This window comes from Arthrobacter sp. H5 (genome assembly GCF_000520595.1).
Lineage (GTDB): Bacteria > Actinomycetota > Actinomycetes > Actinomycetales > Micrococcaceae > Arthrobacter_D.
On record NZ_AZSC01000281.1, the window covers coordinates 1 to 23,191 of the forward strand.

At 60.7% G+C, this 23,191-nt stretch carries 23 protein-coding genes and 1 pseudogene; 12 read left to right on the plus strand and 12 right to left on the minus strand.

The features are described 5' to 3' along the window. Positions 1 to 228: 228 nt before the first annotated feature. Positions 229 to 921: a recombinase family protein gene (locus Y708_RS21835; protein ID WP_081746373.1), complete on the minus strand. Its 693-nt coding sequence runs from the start codon at positions 919 to 921 to the stop codon at positions 229 to 231. 621 nt (positions 922 to 1,542) lie between these two features. Between Y708_RS21835 and Y708_RS21840 the strand changes: the two genes are divergently transcribed. Together Y708_RS21840 and Y708_RS21845 are read left to right on the plus strand one after the other, a co-directional pair. After that, the gene (locus tag Y708_RS21840; protein WP_162150414.1) at positions 1,543 to 1,980 is read left to right on the plus strand and encodes an enoyl-CoA hydratase/isomerase family protein; all 438 of its coding nucleotides are present in this window, start codon (positions 1,543 to 1,545) and stop codon (positions 1,978 to 1,980) included. A gap of 79 nt (positions 1,981 to 2,059) precedes the next feature. Next, positions 2,060 to 3,292, plus strand: a complete 1,233-nt coding sequence (locus tag Y708_RS21845; protein WP_162150415.1) for an IS1380 family transposase — start codon at positions 2,060 to 2,062, stop codon at positions 3,290 to 3,292. A 203-nt stretch (positions 3,293 to 3,495) separates the two neighbouring features. Here Y708_RS21845 and Y708_RS0100025 read toward each other — a convergent pair whose 3' ends face one another. Further along, entirely contained in the window at positions 3,496 to 3,993 is a 498-nt protein-coding gene (locus Y708_RS0100025) for a hypothetical protein (RefSeq protein WP_155853575.1), read from the minus strand. 118 nt (positions 3,994 to 4,111) lie between these two features. On the opposite strand from Y708_RS0100025, the gene Y708_RS0100030 reads away from it, so the two are divergent. After that, positions 4,112 to 4,717: a TetR/AcrR family transcriptional regulator gene (locus tag Y708_RS0100030; RefSeq protein ID WP_028278368.1), complete on the plus strand. Its 606-nt coding sequence runs from the start codon at positions 4,112 to 4,114 to the stop codon at positions 4,715 to 4,717. 334 nt (positions 4,718 to 5,051) lie between these two features. On the opposite strand, the gene Y708_RS21850 is transcribed toward Y708_RS0100030, so the two are convergent. Further along, a complete protein-coding gene (locus Y708_RS21850) occupies positions 5,052 to 6,242 on the minus strand; it encodes an SDR family oxidoreductase (protein WP_311133339.1) in 1,191 nt (396 codons plus the stop codon). Further along, positions 6,178 to 6,858 (minus strand): TetR/AcrR family transcriptional regulator, encoded by a 681-nt coding sequence (locus Y708_RS0100040; RefSeq protein ID WP_028278369.1) that lies wholly within the window; start codon positions 6,856 to 6,858, stop codon positions 6,178 to 6,180. The genes Y708_RS21850 and Y708_RS0100040 overlap by 65 nt, the downstream gene beginning before the upstream one ends. A 98-nt stretch (positions 6,859 to 6,956) precedes the next feature. Here Y708_RS0100040 and Y708_RS21855 point away from each other — a divergent pair, with 98 nt between their 5' ends. From Y708_RS21855 to Y708_RS0100060, 4 genes are read left to right on the plus strand one after another with little or no spacing between them, the layout of a single operon-like run. Further along, positions 6,957 to 7,754: a DUF4386 domain-containing protein gene (locus tag Y708_RS21855; RefSeq protein WP_081746377.1), complete on the plus strand. Its 798-nt coding sequence runs from the start codon at positions 6,957 to 6,959 to the stop codon at positions 7,752 to 7,754. Between the two features lie 4 nt (positions 7,755 to 7,758). Further along, positions 7,759 to 8,358: a hypothetical protein gene (locus tag Y708_RS0100050; protein WP_028278370.1), complete on the plus strand. Its 600-nt coding sequence runs from the start codon at positions 7,759 to 7,761 to the stop codon at positions 8,356 to 8,358. After that, a complete protein-coding gene (locus tag Y708_RS21860; protein WP_051478185.1) occupies positions 8,355 to 9,326 on the plus strand; it encodes an NAD-dependent epimerase/dehydratase family protein in 972 nt (323 codons plus the stop codon). The genes Y708_RS0100050 and Y708_RS21860 overlap by 4 nt, the downstream gene beginning before the upstream one ends. 20 nt (positions 9,327 to 9,346) lie before the next feature. Beyond that, positions 9,347 to 10,192, plus strand: coding sequence for an SDR family oxidoreductase (locus Y708_RS0100060; protein ID WP_028278371.1), 846 nt, complete (start codon positions 9,347 to 9,349; stop codon positions 10,190 to 10,192). Positions 10,193 to 10,429: 237 nt separating this feature from the next. On the opposite strand, the gene Y708_RS0100065 is transcribed toward Y708_RS0100060, so the two are convergent. After that, complete coding sequence (locus tag Y708_RS0100065; protein WP_028278372.1) at positions 10,430 to 10,999, minus strand: TetR/AcrR family transcriptional regulator; 570 nt, start codon at positions 10,997 to 10,999, stop codon at positions 10,430 to 10,432. Positions 11,000 to 11,036: 37 nt separating this feature from the next. Between Y708_RS0100065 and Y708_RS21865 the strand changes: the two genes are divergently transcribed. The 4 genes from Y708_RS21865 to Y708_RS21870 all read left to right on the plus strand — a co-directional run bounded on the left by Y708_RS21865 (position 11,037) and on the right by Y708_RS21870 (position 14,273). After that, positions 11,037 to 11,660: a dihydrofolate reductase family protein gene (locus Y708_RS21865; RefSeq protein ID WP_253905633.1), complete on the plus strand. Its 624-nt coding sequence runs from the start codon at positions 11,037 to 11,039 to the stop codon at positions 11,658 to 11,660. Between the two features lie 269 nt (positions 11,661 to 11,929). Further along, the gene (locus tag Y708_RS0100075; protein WP_028278373.1) at positions 11,930 to 12,550 is read left to right on the plus strand and encodes a recombinase family protein; all 621 of its coding nucleotides are present in this window, start codon (positions 11,930 to 11,932) and stop codon (positions 12,548 to 12,550) included. Beyond that, positions 12,543 to 13,283 (plus strand): hypothetical protein, encoded by a 741-nt coding sequence (locus Y708_RS0100080; protein WP_028278374.1) that lies wholly within the window; start codon positions 12,543 to 12,545, stop codon positions 13,281 to 13,283. Before Y708_RS0100075 ends, Y708_RS0100080 begins: the two co-directional genes overlap by 8 nt. 84 nt (positions 13,284 to 13,367) lie before the next feature. Beyond that, positions 13,368 to 14,273: a DNA/RNA non-specific endonuclease gene (locus Y708_RS21870; RefSeq protein WP_051478196.1), complete on the plus strand. Its 906-nt coding sequence runs from the start codon at positions 13,368 to 13,370 to the stop codon at positions 14,271 to 14,273. 54 nt (positions 14,274 to 14,327) lie between these two features. Here Y708_RS21870 and Y708_RS31375 read toward each other — a convergent pair. The 5 genes and pseudogenes from Y708_RS31375 to Y708_RS0100110 form a co-directional block, all read right to left on the minus strand. Then, positions 14,328 to 14,462 (minus strand): annotated as a pseudogene (locus Y708_RS31375) (recombinase family protein); the annotation flags it as partial. A 253-nt stretch (positions 14,463 to 14,715) separates the two neighbouring features. Then, positions 14,716 to 15,672 (minus strand): IS1595 family transposase, encoded by a 957-nt coding sequence (locus Y708_RS0100090; protein ID WP_028278375.1) that lies wholly within the window; start codon positions 15,670 to 15,672, stop codon positions 14,716 to 14,718. Between the two features lie 146 nt (positions 15,673 to 15,818). Continuing rightward, positions 15,819 to 16,133: a PDDEXK nuclease domain-containing protein gene (locus Y708_RS0100095; protein WP_028278376.1), complete on the minus strand. Its 315-nt coding sequence runs from the start codon at positions 16,131 to 16,133 to the stop codon at positions 15,819 to 15,821. Between the two features lie 200 nt (positions 16,134 to 16,333). Further along, the gene (locus Y708_RS0100100) at positions 16,334 to 16,750 is read right to left on the minus strand and encodes a hypothetical protein (RefSeq protein ID WP_028278377.1); all 417 of its coding nucleotides are present in this window, start codon (positions 16,748 to 16,750) and stop codon (positions 16,334 to 16,336) included. A gap of 352 nt (positions 16,751 to 17,102) precedes the next feature. Then, a complete protein-coding gene (locus Y708_RS0100110) occupies positions 17,103 to 17,567 on the minus strand; it encodes an SRPBCC family protein (RefSeq protein WP_028278378.1) in 465 nt (154 codons plus the stop codon). A gap of 661 nt (positions 17,568 to 18,228) precedes the next feature. Here Y708_RS0100110 and Y708_RS0100115 point away from each other — a divergent pair. After that, complete coding sequence (locus Y708_RS0100115; RefSeq protein WP_028278379.1) at positions 18,229 to 18,501, plus strand: hypothetical protein; 273 nt, start codon at positions 18,229 to 18,231, stop codon at positions 18,499 to 18,501. 181 nt (positions 18,502 to 18,682) lie between these two features. Here the strand turns inward: Y708_RS0100115 and Y708_RS0100120 are convergent, their stop codons facing one another. Together Y708_RS0100120 and Y708_RS0100125 are read right to left on the minus strand one after the other, a co-directional pair. Beyond that, positions 18,683 to 19,732 carry a PDDEXK nuclease domain-containing protein gene (locus Y708_RS0100120; RefSeq protein ID WP_028278380.1) on the minus strand — a complete coding sequence of 350 codons (1,050 nt, stop codon included), beginning with the start codon at positions 19,730 to 19,732 and terminating at the stop codon, positions 18,683 to 18,685. A 231-nt stretch (positions 19,733 to 19,963) separates the two neighbouring features. After that, positions 19,964 to 23,128: an N-6 DNA methylase gene (locus tag Y708_RS0100125; protein WP_035774877.1), complete on the minus strand. Its 3,165-nt coding sequence runs from the start codon at positions 23,126 to 23,128 to the stop codon at positions 19,964 to 19,966. Positions 23,129 to 23,191 lie beyond the last annotated feature (63 nt).

The window sequence follows — 23,191 nt, forward strand, 5'->3', positions numbered from 1 at the left end:
GATACGTCTCGCCCTTCGGGTCCGGTCCCGCCAGCTTGTACTGCAACTCCCCTACCTGGTGCATCGCTTCCTCGCCCAGCTTCCGAAACCACTCCTCCGGGTCCGGGATCAGCGCGTACTGCGACGGCGCGGTCATCTTCCATGTCTCCTGCGCGAACTTGCCGTACTTGTTCATCGAGAACCTCCTCTGGTGGTGCGAAAAGAAATGCGTCGAGACTTGCCTGACCATCAATCTGGTTGCGCTTGCTTGATCGCGCCATCGGACGTCCCCCTGGTACCGGTTGGAATACTGCTTCCACCGTACCCAGCGCCTGCCAGACCGTCTGTGCGCAGCGCACGGATGATGGTCGACCGATGGACTTTAAACCTCTTCGCGATTGACTCCACCGCCTGCTTCTCCTGGTCCCTGAGTCTGCGGGCTTCCACGACGTCATGCGGTTGCAGCCGTGGTGGACGGCCACCCTTCCCCGCGGCGACAGCGAGGCCAGCCTTTGTCCGCTCCCGAATCAGCTCACGCTCCATCTCCGCGACGCTCGCGATGATGTTGAACATCAGCCGCCCCGATGGGGTCGTCGTGTCAATGCCCTCGGACAGGGACCGGAACATCACGCCGCGTTCGTGCAGTGTGTCCAGCAGGTCCACGAGACCACGCACTGTGCGTCCAAGGCGGTCAAGTTTGGTCACCACGAGTGTGTTGCCAGGCTGCAACGCGCGCAGGCATAACTCCAGCTGCGGGCGGGCCATCGTCGCACCGGACCGACCATGATCGGCGTAGATGTCATAACAGCCAGCGTCGACCAGCTGTTGACGCTGTGCCTCAAGGTTCTGGTCCACCGTTGGCACTCGCGCGTACCCGAGCATCACACCCTCAGTAACCAGCCTCGGTTCCTCAACGCCCTCGAGGCGTTCCGGTCGATCCATGTCGTCCTCCCCCAGTCCCGAAGGTCGCAGAATCCGTCTCACCCTCGCTTTATGACAATACATGTTTCGCACTTGGTTTGTGATCCAAATTTGAGAGGTGTCCGGATGTGTGACTGTTGTCATTTTTCGAAGTGGTTTGCACGGAATGTCCGAAGTCGCCTGCACGGGCATCATCAAGAGGACCGGAGTCAGCGCACCGTGCCCTAGGGACAAACGGCGGTTATTTTGCAGCTTCGATTGGCGGTTCCTGCCACCCCATAAGCGATATTTTCATCTTCCACCGCCGCAGAGCGTGGGAGTGCAGACGACTTCGATACGGAACGCCTGTTGTGCAGACGGGTTCGAACACTCAACTGTTCACACTCGTCTGCACAACCCCTGTACTTTCGCGGATGCCCGTGCAGACGACTGCGAAAAACGACATTCTGTTTCGGAACATCGACTCCACGATGAGGGCGACACCGTGAAGCAGTGAGGCGCGACCAAAATTGATAAAAATTCACTATGAATTATTTTGTAAATGAGTATTAGAAGTTTTCAATCGTATCTGTCAAAGTGTTTCTGGATGGGAGGTTCCGATTGGCTTTTATCATCACACATAGGCGAGGACACAGGCCGGAGGTGACTCTCACCGATCCGCCGCGACGGAACGCCTTAAGCACACAGATGCGCGTCGAGCTCATCGCGGTGCTCGAGCGAGCTAATGCGGACCCAGGTGTCCGCGTCATCACCCTCAAAGGGGCAGGCGGTTTTTTCTGCTCTGGAGGTGATCTCGGAGCCATGCCCCCCAAGGATAGGGGCGAGGCCGTTTCTCGCCTCAGGCAGATTCAGGTCCTCATCGAATTGCTCGCGGATTCACCAAAGGGAACCATCGCAGTGCTGAATGGGCCGGCAGTGGGCCTCGGCAGCAGTCTGGCCACTGCCTGTGACTACATCTTCATGACTACCGATGCCATATTCTCCTTTCCGTTCACTCGTCTTGGGTTGATGCCGGACGGTGGAATTCTGCACACGTTAGCCTCGGGCTTTCATGCGGGCGTGACTGTGGCGCGTAATTAAAGCCTGAAAGGTGCCTCTGACGTGGGAAAATGTAGTTACCACACAACATTTCCTAGATACATCAAGGGGCACCCTGCAGGTGAGCTACTTTACCGGTTTCTACCCCTCTGTCCGAGTTGATTCCACCGGTGATGGAGTGGTGTCGCAGGCGGGCGGGGCGATCCTGACGTCGATGGCGAAAGCCTCGGGCATCACGGCTGGTTTGGCTATGGCCTTGGAGCCGTGGCGCAAACCGTTCGCCACCCACGACCCGGGCAAAATCCTCACTGATCTAGCGCTCTCGCTGGCCACCGGCGGGGACGCCGTTTCCGACGTGGACCGTCTACGGAACCAGCCCGAGGTGTACGGCCTGGTGGCCTCTGATCCAACGATCAGTCGTCTGTTCAAGGTTCTTTCAACGGTGCAGCCGGCCAAGGCGCTGGCAGCCATCAACAAGACCCGTGCCGCGGCGCGTGCGCACGTATGGGCGCAGGCCGGGAAGGATTCACCGCTCTACGCCGTCACCGCGGAGAACCCGCTGGTCATCGACCTCGACGCGTCCCTTTTGAACTCGCACTCTGAGAAGGAAGACGCTCGCCCGACATGGAAGAAGGGCTTCGGCTTCCACCCGCTGGCGTCCTTCCTGGACCACGGCATCGAGGGAACAGGGGAACCCCTGGCCATGCTGCTGCGCCCTGGCAACGCTGGCTCCAACACCGTCGCGGACCACATTCACGTGGTGAAGGATTCCGTCAAGCAACTACCCACGGGGTACCGGTCGGGACGGAAGATCATGATCCGCACCGATTCTGCCGGCGGCACGCACGGTTTCCTGGACTGGCTAACCGCCCATCACCGCAACTTCTCTTACTCCGTGGGTTTCCCCATCCACGGTGCTGTAGCAGAGATCCTGCCCCTGGTTCCCAAATCCGGCTGGACCAACGCGTATGACAGTGACGGTATTGAACGCGACGGCGCCTGGGTCGCGGACATCACCGGCATGCTCGATCTCTCCTCCTGGCCGGCCGGGATGCGGGTCATTGTCCGCAAGGAAGTCCCGCATGTGGGCGCTCAGATGCGCATCACCGACATTGACGGGCACCGGTACACGGCGATCGCGACGAACCAGTCAAAGGGCCAGCTGGCCGTGCTGGAGGTCCGTCACCGGCTGCGGGCACGCTGTGAGGACAGAATCCGCAACGCCAAGGACACGGGGCTGGCGAACCTGCCCTTCCACGCCTCGTTGCAACTCCCAGAAATCTTGGGGGTTGCAACGACGTCAGAACCCGCCTGGCACACCACTGTGCCGTCCTTTGCCTGCGCCACATCATGAGCTGCTCCCGTGGTGGATCGGGTGCAACCGGCGGATAAAGTCCCCGCCGCGGCAGCAGGTGCCCGGTTTTATGCCTCCGTGAAGGACGGCATGGTCTCACACGGTCCGCCCGGAAAGCCGGCATCGATAAGGAAGTCGGTTATCGGTCGCGCCTCGATAAGGCGGCGTACGGGAGACGGCTGGTGGTTTCGCTCTTTGAGGGATCACAGAGAAGCTGCCTCAGAGGAGACTCTCTTGGCCGGTGAAGAGTTGGTCCCGGTGGTCCGCAGGAACCTGTAGCTGAAGTAGATGGCTCCAAGACCGACCACAAAGGTCAATATGCCGGTGGACTCGTAGAAGAGATGGCCGGCTTCGGGCGACCAAAGGTGGTAGACCGTCTTGATAACGTCAGCGTCGCTGCCAGGCAGGAACGTGGTGTTCTGCAGACCGAGCGCCTTCAGCACGTGGTCCAGAAAGCCATCAATTATGCCGAAATACAGGAAGACCAGGCCGGTGTTCACTGTGTAGACCCACCGGGCAGCAGGGCTCGGCCTTCGGCGGTACCACCACATCAGGAGCACCGGCAACGCAAGAAGGATGGCTGACGGGATGAGCACTTCCATGCCGAGCCTGTAAACGTGGTGGACGACCGTCACCGCAATCATGGCCTCGGTCCACATCAATGCACGAGTTACGGATGGGTCTTTCAAGAGCGGTTTCACGGTTTTTCCTGTCGTAGTGGTTAGGGGCTGGGATCCGTGACGGATAACGCGGGTGCAGTGTACAGGCGTGTAAGACCTATCATAACTCAAACATAGCTGTTTGAGATACAGTGTATATATGACGAACGCAACGACCGACCGAATCCGCCGGGCGGACGCACAACGCAACCGTGCGGCAATCATTGAGGCCGCCCTGGTCTGCCTGGCTGCGAACCCGCGGGTGAGCATGACAGAGATTGCCCACGCGGCAGGAGTCGGTCGGGTAACTCTCTACGGTCATTTCTCCTCACGCAGGGAGCTCCTCGACGCGGCTGCCGCGCAAACCATAAGCCGTGCGGATGCTCAGCTGGCTCCGCTGGATCTCGACGGCGACGCCCGGGAAGCGCTCGAACTGCTCGTCACGTCGTCGTGGCGAATCATTGACAATTTCCATGGGCTCCTCGGCGCTGCCGAACAGGAGCTCGGCGCCGACCGCATACGCGAACATCACGATCAGACGATGCTCCGGGTGCGCCGGCTCATTGAACGTGGCCAGGCCGAAGCCAGGTTCCGCTCAGACCAGCCAGCCGAATGGCTCACGGCCTGCTTCTTCGCGATCCTCCACGGTGCGGCTACGGAAATCCGGGAAGGACGGCTAAGCGAGGACGCGGCGGCGAAGGTCATCCCCGCTACGGTCCAAGCCCTTGTGTCTGTCCCTGCCGCACCGGGGTCCCGACATCCCTGACTCCATGCCGCGGGCCCGCCGAAGTTGAAGGCCATGCCCGAACAACCCCGTTGTGTCGAATGTCCTGCCCGTCATCCCTGCGAATCTCCACGATGCGGTTGCGGGGGTCTGAAGAACTGGATCCCCGGCCCTTGGGAACCTTGCTGTCACGGGCACGATGGCGGCGGCACCCCATCGTGCCCGCGTGGACTTTGACGGACACTTCATCAGGCGCCCGGTGAGGCTTTGGCACCTCCACGACCCGCACGACAAACGAAGCCGTAAAAACCGCCATTCCGGCTAACGGTCACAGCTGAAACTTGGACCCGGCGGAGGTCGAGACTCCCACCAATGGCTAAAATTTGGGAGTGGAAGTTACCTTGACCGTGAAGTGGTGCTCTGCGAGGTAGTCGGCCCAGCGTTTCAGCGAGGTGATTGTGTCGGGGAATTCAAGCCCGTGCTGCTGTGCGAGTTCCCGGGCGGTGCCGCTGGGGTACCGGTTGGTCGATAGAAAGCTCAGTGTTTCTGGCTCAATGCCGCTCAGGCTGGCAGGGAGCATTTTTACGATGCCTACAGGGACCCTTAGGCGCGGGACCCTGACCCGGTAGTGATTTCCAAGCAAAGCCAGCAGGTCTGGTAGGGACGGGGTGTTGTCATCGAGTACCCAATAGGATTTCCCTTCCGCCGCATGAACAGTTGGCACCATGGCCAGGAACCGCGCCAGGTAATCGACGGGGACAACGGGGACAAAAGTCGCTGGTCCTCCCGCCATCGCGCGCAGGTCCCCCCGCCACAGCTGCAGCAGTGTGCTTGCCAGCCCAAGGACCTGGTTTGTTTCGCCGGTGATGGAATGGCCGGTCACCGTCGCAGGGTTAACGACGGTGAGAGGGACGTTCAGTCGGTCCGCGGTGGCCTGCACGACTGCGTCGCCTTCAACTTTTGATGCCTCGTAGGCCCCCAGCCGGCTGTAGAGACGGCGCCGTTTCGCGTCTGACCAGGGCAGGGTTGATGGGTCTTGGCCTCCGACCCGGTAGCCGGAAAGATGCACCAACCGGCGAAGGTTGGGCAGCCTGGCGGCTAACCGGACGATCGCTTCAGCGGATTCAACATTGGCCCTGGTTGCCTCGGTGTTGCGCATCCCAAACGCATATGCCCCCGCGACGTTAATGACGTCGCCGGGAGCTCCTTGCATCACCGAGGAAAGGGACCCGTCGCTGATCCCCAGGTCCCTGGCATGGAAGTCCACCGGGATGAACTGAAGATTCTCGATGCTGGTTCCGTGTTCCCGGAACCAGCCACTCAGTTCGTCGGCTGCCTTCGGGTCCCGTAGAGGAGCAGTCACGGATGCTCCCAGGTCGAGCAGCTCCTTGGTCGTCCAGCGCCCGATGAACCCAGTTGCCCCGAAAAGGACGACCTTCCGGCTGGTGGTGGCGGACGGGACGCACGCCGATGATGGCTCGGGCTGAAGTCCGGCCCTGCGCTCACCCACCTGCAATACCATCAAGCACTTTATGGAGTCCCCACCTGTACTGCTCGGTGGAGACATATGTGGCCATGATCTTTGCCGCGGCGGCAGACAGCGGATACTCGCCGGCGGGTATTGCCGAAAAGCCCTCGTAGCGTGCGGCGATCCGCTCAGCCTCCGAAGAAACGCTGCCACCATCACCAAGCTCTGCGGCTTCCAAAGCTATCGAACCGAACACATAGACGATCAGCAGGTAGGAGGCCCTGGCAGACTCCTGGGCATCCAGCCCGGAATCCTGGAGCATCTCCATCAGACGTTCGTTCAGCGCCAGCGCGCGGGGGCCATCCATAGGTCCGCCAATCATCAGGTTCACCGCACCCGGATGTGCAGTCAGCCGCTCCCGCAGTTCCAATGCCAGCGATTCGATCCGCTGGCGCCACGGCACACTGCGGTCAGAGAAGACGGCTAGATCAACCTGTCCGAGCAGGTGCTCAACAATGGCCTTAACGATGGCCGCCTTGTCGGGGAAGTACGTGTAGACGGCGTTCGGAGCGACGCCGACCCTGGCGGCAATCCCCCGCACCGACGCGGCATTCACGCCCCCCTCATCAAGCAGGTCCAGTGCGGCGTCCATGATCTCGTTCTCGGTCAGGATCCGGCGGGGGCCGGGCCTGGAACTGCGTGCTTCTGTAGTCATCTCAGCGTCCTCTCTTGACATTCTTCTGTACAGTGTACACTAATTATACATCGTACAGTTTGTACGGTGTACAACATTATCGGACAGGAAGAACCCACATGAACACCACCCCGACAACGAGGCTCCGGCTTGTCACCGGCGGGCTGTTTCTCCTCGGCTCCCTGGTATTCGCGGCAGCCGCCACCGCACTTTCGGTGATGTTCAACTGGCCCGATGTGCTTCGGGAACCCGCCGATGTGGTGCTTCCCGCATTCGCCGCCGGCGGCCCTGCCCTCGTCTGGACCTGGTTCGCCGCAGCCTGGACCTATGGGCTCCTCACCATCCCGATCCTGCTGCTGCCGGCGGTCCTTGGCCTCCGCGGGAATCCGGTGATGAAGGTTGCCACCTATGCGGGAGCAGCCTCTGTGCTCTTGTCCCTGATCGGGTTCCTGCGCTGGGTGTTCGTCGTCCCGGCGCTGGCCGGCTCCTATGTGACGGGGGACGGGCAAACACGGGCGGCTGTGGCCGCTGCCTGGACCGCCCAGCACCAGTTCGGCGGCGCGCTCCTGGGCGAGCACCTGGGCCAACTCCTGGTCATCGCCTGGTCCGCCGCCGTCAGCATCATGATCCTGCGCAGCGGAATCCTTCCCCGCTGGCTCGGCGTCGCAGGCCTCACCGTCAGCACGGTCTACCTGCCCAATCAGGGAGACATCCTCGCCACCGCCGTCCCCGGATTCCCTGTCTGGGACCTCGCCGGCTTCATTGGCAGCACTGGCTGGGGACTGTGGATCGCAGCCCTTGGTATCAGCATTCTGGCAAGGCCATCCCTCAGCGCGAGCCCTGCCCCCGGCACCGCCACAGCACCCTCCATCACCGCCACACCATCACGGCCGTCAACAACCGGCATAGGAAACTGATCCCGTGACCCGCATCGAAACTCCCCGAACAACCCCCATCCGCGCCTGGCTGCTCTGGACCACCAGCTTCCTGGCACTGCCCCTGGGCGGATTCGCCGGGACCATGATCACCGGCCGCATCGACAACCCGCTGTCCGCAGTGACCGGCGGGGCCATCGCAGGACTCATCATCGGCGCCGGCCAGGCACTGGCCAGCAGCCGCCGACTAAGGCCCCAAACCTGGATACCGGTAACCTTCCTCGGCATGAGCGCCGGACTTGCCCTCGGGGCCGCGGCCGTGGGCTACCGCACGTCCCTCCCCGATCTCGCCCTGATGGGAATCCTGAACGGCCTCATCCTCGGCCTCGCGCAGGCACTAGCCCTGCCACGAGATCTGGGCCGTCGTCGCTGGATCTGGGCAGCCACCATGCCTGCACTGTGGGGCCTCGGCTGGACCGTCACCACACTGGCCAAAATCGCGGTAGATCAGCAGTTCATCGTCTTCGGCGCCAGCGGAGCCGTTCTCGTCACCGCCATTACCGGCCTCATCCTGAACCGGCTGCTACCGGTCCCGCCATCGAACAAGCCCACCATCGCCCTGAGCACGGCAAAGGTTCACTCATGAATACCGACCTCCACGTCATCTTCGGCACCGGCGCCATCGGACTGGCCACGTTCGACGCCCTCCGCCGCCGAGGCCGCACCGTCCGCATGGTCAACCGCTCAGGCAAAGCGCCAGTGCCCCAGGACGTCGAAGTTGTCGCCGGAGACGCCGCCGACCCCGTGTTCGCTGCCCGCGCAGCCCAGGGTGCCGCCGTCGTCTACCAGACGATGAACCCGCCCTATCACCAGTGGAGCGCACAGTTCCCCGCACTGCAGGCTGGAGTGCTGGCGGCCGCGGAAGCCGAAGGCGCCCGCCTGGTCAGCATGGAAAATGTCTACATGTACGGCCGCCCCGACGGACGTACCCTGACCGAGGACCGCGAAAACAACGCGCACACCAAAAAGGGACAGCTCCGGGCCAGGATGGCGGAGGAACTGCTCTCAGCCCACCGTGCCGGCCGCGTCGAAATAGCCATCGGACGGGCCTCCGACTACTTCGGACCCCGCGGCGGAGCCCAATCAAACCTTGGAGACCGGGTCTTCCCGGCAGCACTGGCAGGCAAAACCAGCACAGTACTGGGCAACAGGAACCAGCCGCACACCTACACCTACATCCCCGACATTGGTGAAGGTCTCGCCGTCCTGGGCGAACACTCGGACGCGCCCGGCGAAATCTGGCACCTGCCCAACGACCCCCAAACGCGCAGCACCCAAGAACTCGTTGACACCATCTACCGTCAAGCCGGACGCCACCGCACCAAGGTCCGTGCGGTCCCGCCATTTTTCCTGCGCGCCATGGCCATCACCAGCCCCGTCGTGCGTGAACTCCTCGAAATGCAGTACCAGTTCGAAGAACCCTTCATCGTTGACAGCAGCAAAATCACCACAAGGCTCGGCGTCACCGCCACTACCCTGAATCAAGCCATCGCAGAAACACTCACTAGTTACACCAACACCAGTCAACCCCACACGGAACGAGCCCGGTCATGAAACGCAAAAGTATGAGGCCCATGGAAGGTAAGACAGCGGTCGTCACCGGCGCCACCGGAGGCATCGGCAGGGCGACCGCCCATAGCCTGGCTCTGATGGGAGCCCACGTCGTCATCACCGGCCGCAACCCCAAACGCACCAAAGAAGCCAGCGAAGCAATCCGTAAGGCGGGCGGCGGAAAAGTGGACGCCTTCGTCGCCGACCTGTCCTCCCAAGCCCAAGTACGGCAGCTCGCCGACGAGCTACTCACCCTCCCCCACATCGATGTCCTGATTAACAATGCCGGGGGATACTGGAACACCCGCCACACCACAGTCGATGGGATCGAGCACACCTTAGCCCTGAACCATCTCGCGCCGTTCCTGCTCACCAACCTCCTCCTGGAGCGGCTGCAACTAAACGGCTCCGCGCGGGTGGTTACCGTATCCTCCAACGCACAAGCCATGGGGAACATCGACTTTAACGACCTTCAGGGCGAGCAATCCTATTCCGGAGCCCGCGCCTACAACCAATCCAAACTCGCGAACCTACTGTTCACCTACGAATTGGCCAGAAGATTGGAAGGCACCTCAGTGACAGCCAATGCCCTGCATCCGGGAATGGTGAGCACAGGGTTCGGAGCGGAGGACCCCGGCCGCGCCCAGCGGCTGCTCGTCCCGCTGCTGCGCCCCTTCATGCTTACAGCAGACCAAGGCGCCGCGACCCCAGTCCATCTGGCCTCAGCACCTGACCTCACAGATGTAAACGGCCGCTTCTTCGCCCGCCGAAAGCCCCGCCGATCCTCCAGCGCCAGCTACGACCAGGCCACGGCGGCACAGCTATGGAAAGTGAGCGCCAAAATGACCGGCCTGGCGCCGACCGGTTAAGGCCCATCACGAACAATGGAACAGGATCCGGCGCTAACGACTTTGGCTCGTTGTCCGGGGGTAAGACATCGTTGATTACCAGCCGAACCACAGAGATCCTTGCCACCCGTGGCATGAATCCGTCTGATTCGCTCGTCTTGCAAGCGATGGGATAAAAGACACTCAGGTTATGCGACATCTTGGCCCAATTTTGGCTAGATGGAAGTCGCTTCACCCTTCCGCCTGGTGGGGAAACATCTACGAACCGGGGGCGATGGATCGGGCTGCTTGCTTAGCGGTGGCAACGGGGTCGCTCTGAGGATCAAGAGGGATCGTGAGGTGGTCTAGAAGGATGCCGTTCACCAGGTGGTGGAGGAGAATGACGACGCGCGGGTTGTCGCCAAGGCCTCTGACCCGGTGGAATTCGAGGTCGTCGCTCAGGCCTTGCCGCAGGAATGGCGCGAGTGCGTCGTGCACTTCGTGGTCGCGGGAAGCTTCGAGGCGCAGTTCGATAAGGGCTCGTGCCATGTCTGGATTTCTGATGAGTCGTTCGACGACGTAGCCGGCATACTCCGCTAACGCGTCCTTCTCCGTCGCTTGCTCAAGTTGCGTGAGGCGATTGTGGTCAGGCTCGAGTCGGTCAAAGATGCGCTTGGCCATGGCGAGCAGGAGTGTTGCACGGGTTGGAAAATAGTTCGCGCAGGTGCCCGATGGGACGTCAGATAGCGCATCCACGGCCCGGTGGGTCAAGGCCCGCCCACCGTCGCGTCCGAGGATGACGAGAGCTGCGTCAGTGACGGCCGCTCTACGTCGGGGGTTCGAAGCCATGCTGACAGAGTACCCCAATCAACACAGGTGTTGTACATTGAACACAACTACAACAGTTGTATTGATTGGAGTACTCATGCGCAAACTCGTCTATTTCGTCGCCACCTCCATCGACGGCTTTATCGCCGACCCGGCAGGCGACTTCTCTCGCTTTCCCGTCCATCAGGAAACGCTGGCAAGCTTGTTCACCCGGTACCCCGAAACTTGCCCGGGGCATCTGCGTGAAGCGCTAAGCGTAACCAGCAAGCCGCGCCGCTTCGACACAGTTCTCTTGGGTCGCCGCTCCCATGCCCCGGCGGTGGAGGCCGGCCTGACCGATGGTGCCTACCCACATCTACGGCAGATTGTCGTCACACATCAGGATCTACCCGAGTCGCCCCGTGTCGAGATTATGGGTGGCGACATTGCCGCGCGTGTTGCAGAACTCAAAGACGAGCCCGGTCTCGACATTTGGCTCTGCGGGGGCGGCGAGCTTGCTGCCCAGCTTGTAGACCTCATTGACGAGATCCAGCTGAAGATCAATCCGATTCTCCTCGGTAGCGGAATTCCGCTCTTCGGTGACGGCACTCAACCCCGCAACTTGCAAGCCATTGGCGTCGAGCAGTTGCCGGGTGGGATCAACCTCGCGACATACCGAACCGGACTCGAACAGTCCCGCTGAGGTGCGGGGTTCTCAGCACTCACGCTCCCTGGTTCGAGCAGCCAAGGGCGAGTGGGGTTCGAGTGCGCGATTCCCGAGGGCTACCCATGGGTATAGGCGCGTCTCGCAACCCTAGGGTTACAACACACTCCGACGAGACACTACTGCTCCCCCGCCACTACTGGCGCTCCCGGGTCTTGCTACCCTGTCTTGTAAGGGGGTACGTCAAAAACTGATGGCTTCGTCGGTTTCGAGACAGTTTTGGGCAAGATCAGGGTAGAAGGAGGGTGATGGGTAAGCTCATCGGGTACGCGCGGGTTTCGACCCGCGCACAGGACACCGATCGGCAGGTCGCGGATCTACTCACCGTCGGCGTGCGGCGCGATGACCTCTATGTCGACCACGGTGTCAGCGGTGCTCACGCACGGAGGCTTCAGTTCGATAAGGCACTCGACGCATTACACGAGGGCGACACGCTGATTGTCACTACGCTCGATCGTCTCGGGCGCTCTACCTCGAACATGCTCACCCTGGCCGATGAGCTCCGGACACAGAAGGTGAACCTCAGGGTCCTGAACCTCGGCGGCGAGAACGTTGATACCGGGACGCCGATGGGGTCCATGGTCTTCACCGTCATGGCCGCCCTGGCGCAGATGGAACTCGAGATCAAACGCGAACGCGTCAACGACTCCAACACCAAACGCCGGGACGCGGGCATGGACCTCGGCGGCCGGCGACCGATCTTCAGCGACAGCCAGATCGCCAACGCCCGCCGCCTCATCGAACAGGGCCAACCCGCCTCCCACGTCGCCCGGGACCTGCGCATGTCCCGGGCAACCCTGTACCGGCGCATCGCGAACCTCGATGCCCAGCAATGGGTCACCACCCATCCAGGACACTCTGGTGCTTGAACCCGACGGTGTTTGTCCCGCTGGTAATGAAATCAGCCAGCAGGATGAAAGTAGTGATGGCACGAGTGCATCGCAGTCGCAGCTCGTCGTTCTACCCGACTCCCCCGATACCCGGCTCCTGGTAAGCCTTACGAGTCATGCCAACGACCTGTCGGAGGCGGCGCACTCACTGGGCAGGGCGCTGGACAGCGGGGAGGGCTCCGAAGTGTGGGAACCGCTCACCTCCCACGCTGTCACGTCCTATATCCGGCCCTTTATCCATTCCAACGTCCGCGTGCGCCTCGACCAGATGCCCGAGTTCCCCGGCATACCCCTCGAACTTCTGGCAACCCACGACATGATCCGGAGGTACCGGAACACGACAGTCGCACACTCCCAATCCGACCTGGTCATGCCCCTACCTGTCGCTCTTCTGGGCGAGGCTGATCGGGTGGTCCGAGTGTGGGGCATGAGCGTCGTCCACCCGATGCCTGCAGCGGTAGCTGTACGATTCGCCGACCTCCTCATGACCATGGAAACCATCGTCGATGACGCTACGCAACCCGTCATCGAGCGACTTCGCACATGGGTGCAAACCCAACCAGCAGCAACAGTCCGCCGATGGCCTGGTCCCGAAGTCACCCATTCAACCGATGATGACTTCAACAGTTCCCGAAGGAGGTCCCGAATCCCCCGCTTCACCGCGTACTTGCACGTCGAGCAGGTTCAGGACGACACTCACTTCCCCGAATAGCTGATGGTAGTGAAGCCATGGCATGAACGATTCTTAGATGGCGGTGTTCACGTGACTGTCACCCGCTACTGATACGTTCTGCCGATGAACTCGCTCCTGCCTGAACCGCACCCGATCACCGCCGAGGACCTCTCCGACCGGGTCGGGTTCGATGAGCAGTTGCTCGGTCAGCATGTACCGATGCCGACGCTCGACGGGGCCGAAACAGTACTGCTGCCCTACACGCACTTCTCCGTCCTCATGCGCCTGGACAAGCGCCTCGCCGCAATTACCGCGCTCGGTATCGACGGCGAGAAGTTGATGGACCTCGACCGGTCAGGCATCGACTGGCGACTGGACCCGCGACTGCCGGAAGACCGGCAAACCGGGGAACGGGTGTACGCACGCAACGACATTGACCGTGGGCACCTCGTCCGCCGCGCCTCCGCTGTCTGGGGCGACACACCCGCGGAAGCTGCTGAAGCGAATGAGGACACCTTTCACTACACAAACGCTGCCCCGCAGGCCGCGAAGTTCAACCAAGGACTCGAGCTGTGGCTCGGCCTGGAAACATACTTGCTGCAGAACGCAGCCGATCACGGCCGGCACCTCATAGTGTTCACCGGACCCGTCTTCAGCGACGAGGACCCCGTATACCGGGGTGTGGACATCCCCTTGCAGTTCTTCAAAGTCGCAGTGTTCCTCGAGTCAGGGTCGTTGGCTGCCACCGGCTACATCGTCGACCAGACACCACAACTCAAAAACCTCCCTGACATGCCCCGACCAGGCGCCATCAGCGACGGCGACGATGCTCCGCCGCTCGGGCCCTTCCGAACCTTCCAGGTCCCCATCCGCGACATCGCCCGACTCACCGGACTCGACCTCGCCCAACTCAGCGCCGTCGACCGCATGCCCATCGCATCCGCACTCCCCACAGCCAGGATCACCTCGACCTGGCGGGAGCTCACCAGCCCCGAATGCCTCGACCTGAACTTTGACCTCAAAGACTAGAGGCACTACCCCTGCCAGCATCCCGACACGGGGGGCGCCAGTTTCGGGCCCACTGGCCCTCGTTCCACTCACACCGTGACCGGTGAAGATCCGGTTGCAGCCCGCAGCAGTGAGTGCTGCATGTTGCAGGTCCGCGTTCTGGTCCAAGGTGCTGGTCCTGGCATATCCGACACTCCCCCATGCCGACATCCCCTCGAGCTCATCAAAGGTGTTCCTCTCCTTTTTTGAGAATTGCCGATGTGAGACACCTTGCTGAGACAAGAGGTGAAGGCAGAACTCGCCACAGATGCTGGACTCCGCGGGGTCCCTGTCCGAGCAGGCCAGCGGCCCGGTCAAAGGATCCTTTGTTGAGATGCCAGCGGGCGGCCCACCGGGCCGCTCTCAAAGGTTCCTCGAGCGAGGTCGTAGAACCGCCAAATTAAGCTGCAAAGTGCGTATCCGCTTAGCTCAGCTTCGTTTTGACGGCTTGCGGACCTTCGGCGACGATTTCTGCCCTGGTCGTCGGCTTGTGTTGGCTGCTGAGGCCAAGGAGTGTTTGAAACGCGGCCATCGGTGTGCGTCTTCGGTTGTAGCGGAAGATGAACTCGTCAAGATAGACCTGCAGGTGTTCGGCGCTCACACCGCGGTGGGTGCCGCGGAGCCAAGACTTGAAGTTCGAGATCGCCCGGTGCGCTCGGGGCAAGACCGGGTCCGTGTCGCCGTCGCGTTTGGCTTTGGCCTGACTGCGTGGGCGGTGGTCGAAGTCTTTACTGGCCAGTGGTGCGTAGCCCTGCCAGCCGTCGGTATGAATGATCGCTCCCGCGGACACAGTCCGTTCAATGAATTCGGACACCGTTGCCGCGGACGCGTCGTTGATCAGCTCGATGCGTATGCGTCCTGAACCATTGCCACGCACCTCTACCGCGATGATCCCGCTGGCGGCCTTCGCGATTCTGCTGCGGCCCCCACTTCTGCCTTTCTCCACTCCACCGATCTCGAACTCATCAACCTCGACCTCATCCGAGAGCAGACCGCGGTCAGGGGCAACCATTGCCCGGCGCAGCTTGTGCAGCATCGTCCAGGCTGTGTCGTAACGGCTCATCGCCAGTTGGCGTTGCAACTGTCGCGCTGACATTCCCGGCGTGCCAGTAGCCACCAGATACGCCGCCCAGAACCACAACCGCAACGACAATCGGGTCTTGTGCATGATGGTTCCGGCCGTTACTGAGGCCTGATACCGGCACTGGGCGCACTGCCACAGACGCCGGCTGGTGATCGGATACGCATCGCGACCTTTGCAACGCGGGCAAATGAACCCGCCCGGCCAGCGACACTCAAAGAGATAATCAAGGCACGCCTGCTCGTCCACGAACCACTCTTGGAACGCCAGAATCGAACGCGGAAATTCACGTTTCGGCATATCTCACTTTAGCTGAGCTAAGCGGATACGCACTAGCTGCAATTTAACCGCCATTCCTGACTGAGAGTCACAGGGGCGTCAATACTGCAGATACGAAGACGACTACTGGGACGTCTGCGAGACCGCTGCTGGCCGAACTACTCCGGCTAGTCGGTGGGTGATTCGATCTGGTCAAACGCTGCAGAGAGTTCATCAGCTGCGGGAAGGGCGTCCCGTTCCTTGGCTGGCAACGTTTCGTACGTGTAGGTGGATACCGCCATGGGTGAATCCGCCCGGCCCAGCGCGTAACGGACAGTGTGTTCGTTCTTGCTACCGCAGATCAGGATGCCCACGGTCTCCCCGTGAACGGGAAGTTTGAGCTTGTCATCGACCAAAGCGACGTAGAAGTTCAGCTTCCCTGCGTACTCGGGCTGGAACTTCCCGGTCTTGAGTTCAATGACGTAGTAGCCCGTTGACCGCACTAACTAGGGCCATGAGCTCATAAAATGTCGGTGGTCTTTGACAGGCTGAGGCATGAGGCGGAAAAGATCATGACCAGTGCAGTATTTGGTGATTGATCCCAACCGGGCGCAGCAACGTACTGAGCCGGCCGGGTCCGGATATGGGTGTGGCACCCGCCCCGGGTTGGGATGGGTGCCACACTTGATTCTTGAGGGTTTGGCTAGAGCAGTCCGCCCAGCAGGCCCTCATTGTCGTTGCCACCATCGGTGCTGCTGACATTGGTGCTCTCGGCCGAGGCGTCAGCGTCGGCGTTGCTGTCCACATCAGGGTTGGCCTCAACATCAGCGTCGTTACCGCTGAGGACGCCGTTCAGGCTGTCGGACACATCGGCGTCGATTCCGCTGAGCACGTTGTTGTTGCTCGCGACATCGCCGGTGTCGACCACATCGTTGAGGATGTTGCCCACCGACAGGTTGCCGCTGTCGTCTATGCGGTTATCGGAGACCTCGCTGGTGACCCCGTCCACATTGGTGTTGGTGGAGTCTGCGGTGCTGGCGCTGGCCATGCCTGCGCCTCCGACGATCATGACACCGCTGATGGCGCTGACGGCCAAGGACTTGGTGAAGATGTTCTGCATAATGTTGCCTCCATATATTTCCATTGGGAATGGCGGACATTAGTGCTTCGGGACGCGGCCCGTTACCGGATTGGTGTGAATTTGAGATTTTTTCCTGACCTCCGCGGCTGCCCATGAAACCGGCCATGCACGAGCCGGTCAGGTGCTTCAAAAATACGCTCACCCGACTCCACCGAAGGTGCAGCCGGAATTTTGGCCATCATCGGTTTTGCCTTCCTGTCGGAGGCCGCGAAGTCGACGGCCGGACATCGGCGGGGCAAAGGCCGTGCCATCCTTCTCCGGCGTAATGGCGTTTTTGCTGTTAGGGCCCGTGAGGCGTGGGGCGGCCCTGCGCCGGTGCCGCGGGCGCAGGTTATGCCTGGGAAACCGTTGCAGCCAGGTTCTCCAGTGAGGATTCGAGATCCTCCTGAGGGACCGCGGGAAAGGAGACCTTTTTGAGTACGTCCTTGTCCGTGACGCCGCTCCAGTCGTAGGTGACCGAAACATCCGTGGAATCAGGCCCCTTAGGGGTAAGTTCCCAGACCCACTGCCAGCCGGGAGGCTCCTCGCCTTGGACCGCCGTTTGCCAGGCCAGCAGCTTATTCTCGTCAAAACCTGTGACGTGGTTTTCGGTCTTGTATTCCCCGCCCATTTTTTCCCACTGCATGTTCATGGTGAAAACCTGCCCGACCCCGGAGATGCGATCGGTTTTTTCGTCGGACTGAACCATGCCCGAGCCATCGAGCTGAGCGTGCCGTTCCGGATTGGAGAGCACCTCAAAAATCACGTCCGCTGACGCGTCGATGTTTCTCGTGGCGGTAATTTTTCCCTCTGTCATGTCTGCTCCTGACCGTAGTTGGGTTTAGCGCGTTAGAGACACTGGGCAACGAGCGTGTAGATCGCTGAGCTGTCCGGCAACAAAGCCGGGGGAGCCTTTTGCGATCATGTCGTTCACGCTGCAACGTTCACCAGGGAAGGGCCCGCTTTGATCCTTTCCCTGACGGTGGTGGCGTTGCAGGGGGTTTGTAATTGTGCCAAGTCTCTGGCGCCCGTTGATGTTCAGGTCGACAGCGTTTCTACCGCGGGGGGGGGTGTGCGCCGTCGAGCGGACCATAAAGCAAGCATACGTACTAGTGCTTATGGATGCCAAACGCGTTCCACGCGAGGGCTACAGCGTGCGTCTCGGGGGCCCGGACCCGTTGTCATTCGAGGCGCCGCACTGACATAAGCGGCCCGTTACCGCTATTCGTGATTTTCAAAACCCCCGCAGGCGCCATTGCCATCATCGGCCATTGGTCCGGCCACTGGCGTTATCCGCGGGCGAAGCACTACAGTGTAAGCATACTTGGTATATGTTTTGCCTGCGCATCACATACAGATGCACGCACAATGGTCTGTCGTGGAGAGTCCGGTTCGATGCCACGCAAAGACCGGGCAAGATCCGGCCAATTCTCCAGGCTCCCGTTCAGATCCGTACATCAAACAGGGAAGGAAGCACTGTGAACACCAACAAGCACCGGACACCGTCTGAAAGTAACAGCCATGACAGTGCCGGCCAGGCTTCAGGCCCAAAGTCAGCCGGCCCCAAAATGCCCGAATCCGATGGTAAGGAAAGCTTCGATGAAGCCGTCACCGAACATCTCAACCAGGAAGACAGCGGCCAGGCAGCTGAAGAAACGCCCGGGGGAGAGGCGGAGGGCAAGAGAAACAGTCAACCGGCCCTGGAGGAACAGATTGAAGACGGAAATCCAGCGATAACGGACAATGAATGATGGCGTCCGGCGTATCCGAGTTGCAGCGGAACGCGTGGAAGTTCCGGCCCGGGGCGGGGGATAGTCCCGCGCTGGTTCGACGGTGACAGTGGGCTCACCGGGGGCAGGAAGCCGGGCTTTACATAGGCGCAAATTATCGGTGGTGGGCATCTGACCGAAACAGGGTCAGCGGGTCCAATTTTTACTCTGCTGGATCTGTGGGTGGTTCAATTTGGTCGAAGGCGGCGGAGAGTTCATCCGCGGCGGGAAGGGCGTCCCTTTCCTTGGCCGGCAGAGTCTCATAGGTGTAGGTGGATATCGCCATGGGCGAGTCAGACCGGCCCAGCGCGTAGCGGACTGTGTGTTCGTTTTTGCTGCCGCAAATCAGGATCCCCACGGTTTCACCGTGAACGGGAAGTTTGAGCTTGTCATCTACCAAGGCGACGTAGAAGTTCAGTTTGCCGGCGTATTCGGGCTGGAACTTCCCGGTCTTGAGTTCAATGACGTAGTACCGCAACTGCTGGACATGGAAGAACAGCAAATCGATGTAGAAATCGTCCCCGCCGACGTCGAAATGAACCTGCCGACCAACGAAGGCGAAACCCGGGCCCAGTTCACGCAGCGTCTCAACGATCTTTTCCGTCAACGCCTTCTCGAGGTCCCTTTCGGCGACCTCGCCGGACAGGCCCAGGAACTCGAAGGCGTACGGGTCCTTGGCGACCTGTTGCGCCAGTTCGGAATCGGGTGCCGAAAGCTGGCGGGTGAAGTTCGACGGCGCCGCACCGGTGCGCTCCATCGATTTGTTCATAATCATGTTCATCAGCACATTGCGCGACCAGCCGTACTCCACCGCGGCTCCGGCGTACCAGTTACGGGTTTCGGGATGGTCGAGCTTGTCAATCAGGACCATGATGTGGCCCCAAGGCAATTTCCCAGCAGGTTGCTGGGAAATTGGTTCGGAGTTCTGCCAGGCGGCGGCGAAGGCGCGCATGTACTGCAAATTGCTCGGGGAGAGACCTTTCATCTCGGGGAACTCCGCACGCAGGTCAGCGGCCAACTGCTTGACAACGCCTGTTCCCCATCCCTGGCGGTCCTGCTGGGTGAGGATTTCGCTCCCGATGTTCCAGTACAACTCGATCAGCTGGGTGTTGACGGTGCGCTGGGCTTGGATCCTGGCATCACGGACCCGGCGCTTCAGGGAATCGAGAGTCTGGGCATAACCATCGGGAAGAACAAGATCGGCACGAACCATGGCACCCATTCTTCCGGTGCGCGCCGCTTCCCGACGAATCCGCCCCGACAAGACAGCTTTCTTCTAAACGACTGCCCGTCGTCCTCAATCGCGCCGGATGCACTCCCCGGGCACCGAACAGCAGTCCAGCCGGGCTGACGTAACGCGACGTTATCGGGCGTTTAACGTGGACGATTTCTGACGGATATCGGCCGATCGGCCCTCATCCTCACTGGCAGTGATCCGCCAGCACTACTCGAACTCCTCCGCTATGACGACGGGCAGTACGCGATCAACGGCAGCTTCAATTTCGTTGAAGACGCCATTGAACTTCAGTGCTTGATCAATGAGCCGTCGGGCAATCTGGAATGTACGTGCTTCCGATACGTCGACGGTTTCTGCTACCAACATTGCCATTTCGGCAAGAGCGGCCAGAGCCGTGTGGTCTGGGTTGGTGGGTGAGTAGGCAGGGAATGGGACATGGAAGACATACTTGTCAAAGTGTCGAGCACCGAAGAGCCCGAGGGTTTGAAGGGGACGCACCCGGTCGAGGAGGACCGTTGAGTTGAGGATCGCGGTGAGGTAATGAGCTTCCTGAATGGAGTTGGTGGCCGCCCAGTACAGCGAGTGATCGATAATGGCGCGAGGATCAGTCACAATTGCTGCTGTGAGGCGGTTTCCTGACTTCGGGTAGACAACGCGCGCGGAGTGAGCCGTTTCGAGTTGGGCAGTTAGCTGGCCGTGGAAGTCGATTCGGTCGCACAGATATCCTGACCCCGGTTTGGCGTTGGCAGCCCACTGCGTCTCCGCTTTGCCCCACCAGGACTCTATATCTGGCAGTGCTGCGATAGCTGACCGGTTGAGCAGTGTCTCATCTTTAATAGGGAGCACAGCTTTGAGCGGTTCGAGCAGTCGGTAGGGCACAGCATGCTCGCCAAGGTACGTGGGGTGGACGTACTCCTCGCGTACGGTTGCCTCGCCGTCTGGGAGGTCCTTCCAAGGTTTTTTGTCGAGGTTGCCTCGTCTGGATCGAAGGGCAACGCGGCCGGCGCCGGCTCCCAACGGGCCGGAATTTACTATCTCGACGCATACCAGCATTCGCGGCAGCACAAGGGCGCCCTGACGAAACTTGTGGGCATACGGGGAGATAGGTGCCGGGTCATCAGGGTCATGTTGTGTGATAGATCCGTTTTCTGTCCTAGTTCGCGCCGCGATCTGTTCCCATGTTTGAGCTGGATTGGTGAAGCGCCCGATCCAATTGATGGTCTGAGAGGGCAGCGCTGCACCATTGGTGTCATTTCGTTGGCCAAAGATGACACAGGAAGTGGCGGGGAATCCGGTCCGGATCTGAATAAGTTCCCATGCTTGGTCGAACTGTACAGCGAGGCCTGCGGTCGCCCGGGTGCCTCTCTCCCACTGGCCGGTTCTGAATCCGTGGTGGGGTCTGCGGGAGAGTGTGCCATGTGGCATGACATACGCGAATCTGCCGTTGGGTTTTAGGTAGAGTTCCACGGCCCGGGTGACGAAGAGAGTCGAGAGGTCGCGGGCAGATGCTCCGAGGGATCCCGAAAGCAGATTGCGCTCCTTCGCCAGGTACTTGTACCGGTTCTGCATGGACTGAGGCATCTTGCTGTACCTCAGCCAGGGCGGGTTGCCGACGAGCAGGTCGACCCTGTTTTCCTGCATGGAGAGCCACAGAGGGCGGATCAAGTTCCGGACATAGTAACCCCAGATGTGGTTGCGCCCATTGAGGTGAAGCTGCCGCAGCGTCGTAAACGTTGCCCTCAGTGTTTCCTTGTCTTCTTCAGGGACGCTGTGGCGGGTAAGGATCGGGTCAACGAGGCTCCGCACGTAGCTGGTGGTGCTCTGAGACTGCCGGCGCCGCATCTGTTGGCTGGGAGTGCGCTCTCCTTCAGCTGAACGCAGGACGGTGTCCGCCATTTCAGAAACCAGCCGGTCAAAGACCTGTGCGTCCTTGAGTACCGATGCGGGAAAAATAAGGTCATCACCAAAGAGCAGACCTCCGCCAGCGGACAGGATCTCGTCACCCGTGGTGGGAATGGTGATGGCATCCTCGCGGGAGAGGAGATTGCGTTGTTGCTCCCACTGCAGCGAATCCCCCAAATAGACTGGCACCCCTATCTCACCGCGATCGGGGTGCTGCAACCGCTCCCGGCCGATCGCCAGCAGGTACGTGACACGGGCCAAAGTGACAGCCACGGGATGGATGTCCATGCCATAAACGTGCCGAACGACGTCCTCGACTGCTCGCCCCGGACTTACTCCGCCGCTTTCGGCAGCCTCCAGATAGCGGCGAACCGCGTGAAAGACAAACGTTCCAGAGCCCGCGCTGGCATCCATCACCGTTGTCTCAAGCGGATTCGTGTACTCGGCATCGATGACACGGTCTGCGAGCCAGTCCGGCGTGTAGTACTCTCCTAGGGCTTCCCTGGTTTCCTGCGAGATGACCGACTCATAGAGGTGTTTCAACACATCGTGCTCAACCGCCGACCAGTCGAACTTCCCGATTCGTGCTGTGAGTGAACGAACGAAGGCAGCGCCGCCCTCAATTTCCAGCGGCCAGTCGAAAAAGTCGGCTTCGACGACTCCATGAATCTGTGAACGCGAGAACAGGGTTCCTTCTGCCATTTCTCGTGGCGGCACAGCAGCCTCGTCCGATAGATCGAACCCGACCACCGCGTGCGCAATTGCCTCTGCGGAAAGGACCAGGAGTGTGTGGTCCAAGAAGAGATGCTCTGCATTCTGGAAAGCCTCGCCGAAGGCGGTGCGGAGAAGTTTGCTCCACAGCTCCCGTTTGAGGACCACAGTCGGGTTATCCCTGCCAGCTTGGAGCAGTGCTTTCAGGGTGGCATGGTCAGCATGATGGGCCGGAGACGTTGCGCCCAGGCGAGCCTCTATCTCCTCCGGCGTCGGACGAATCCGCTCAGCCGTGGCTAATACCGAACCCAGCCAGATTCTTAGTGAGCTGGCATCGGCGCCGTTTCTGAGCGTGAAGGTTGGTCCCGCTTTGACGATCGCCTCTGAATCGTCGGTCGAGGGGACGTACAGCATCCATTCCGCGCCATCGGTGAGAACACCGAGGTAACGGGTGCCGGTTTGTGCGCAGCGCGTGCTCACATAGCGTCCCAGCTGGCCTTCAGCCACAGCAAGCGTGTTTCCCGCCCGGAGGTTCTTTTTGACCTCGATGACAGCAGTGCCAGCTTCGATGTCGATGCGGTTGCGGCTTCCGTCACGCAGCTGCGACTCCATGTCCACCGATACGGGATCCTCAGTCAGATCGTTGGCGTCGAGATTGAGCTGGGCTTCGAGGATGAAGCTACGGATGTCCGCTTGTAGCGTCGCCTCACTTCGAGTCGCATCCCGTCGAGCAATCCGTGCTGCTAATTCCTCAAGCATTTGCCTGCCCTCCCCATTGATAGCCCCAGCGGGCAAATACTTGCTCAACTCTATGCTCTACCG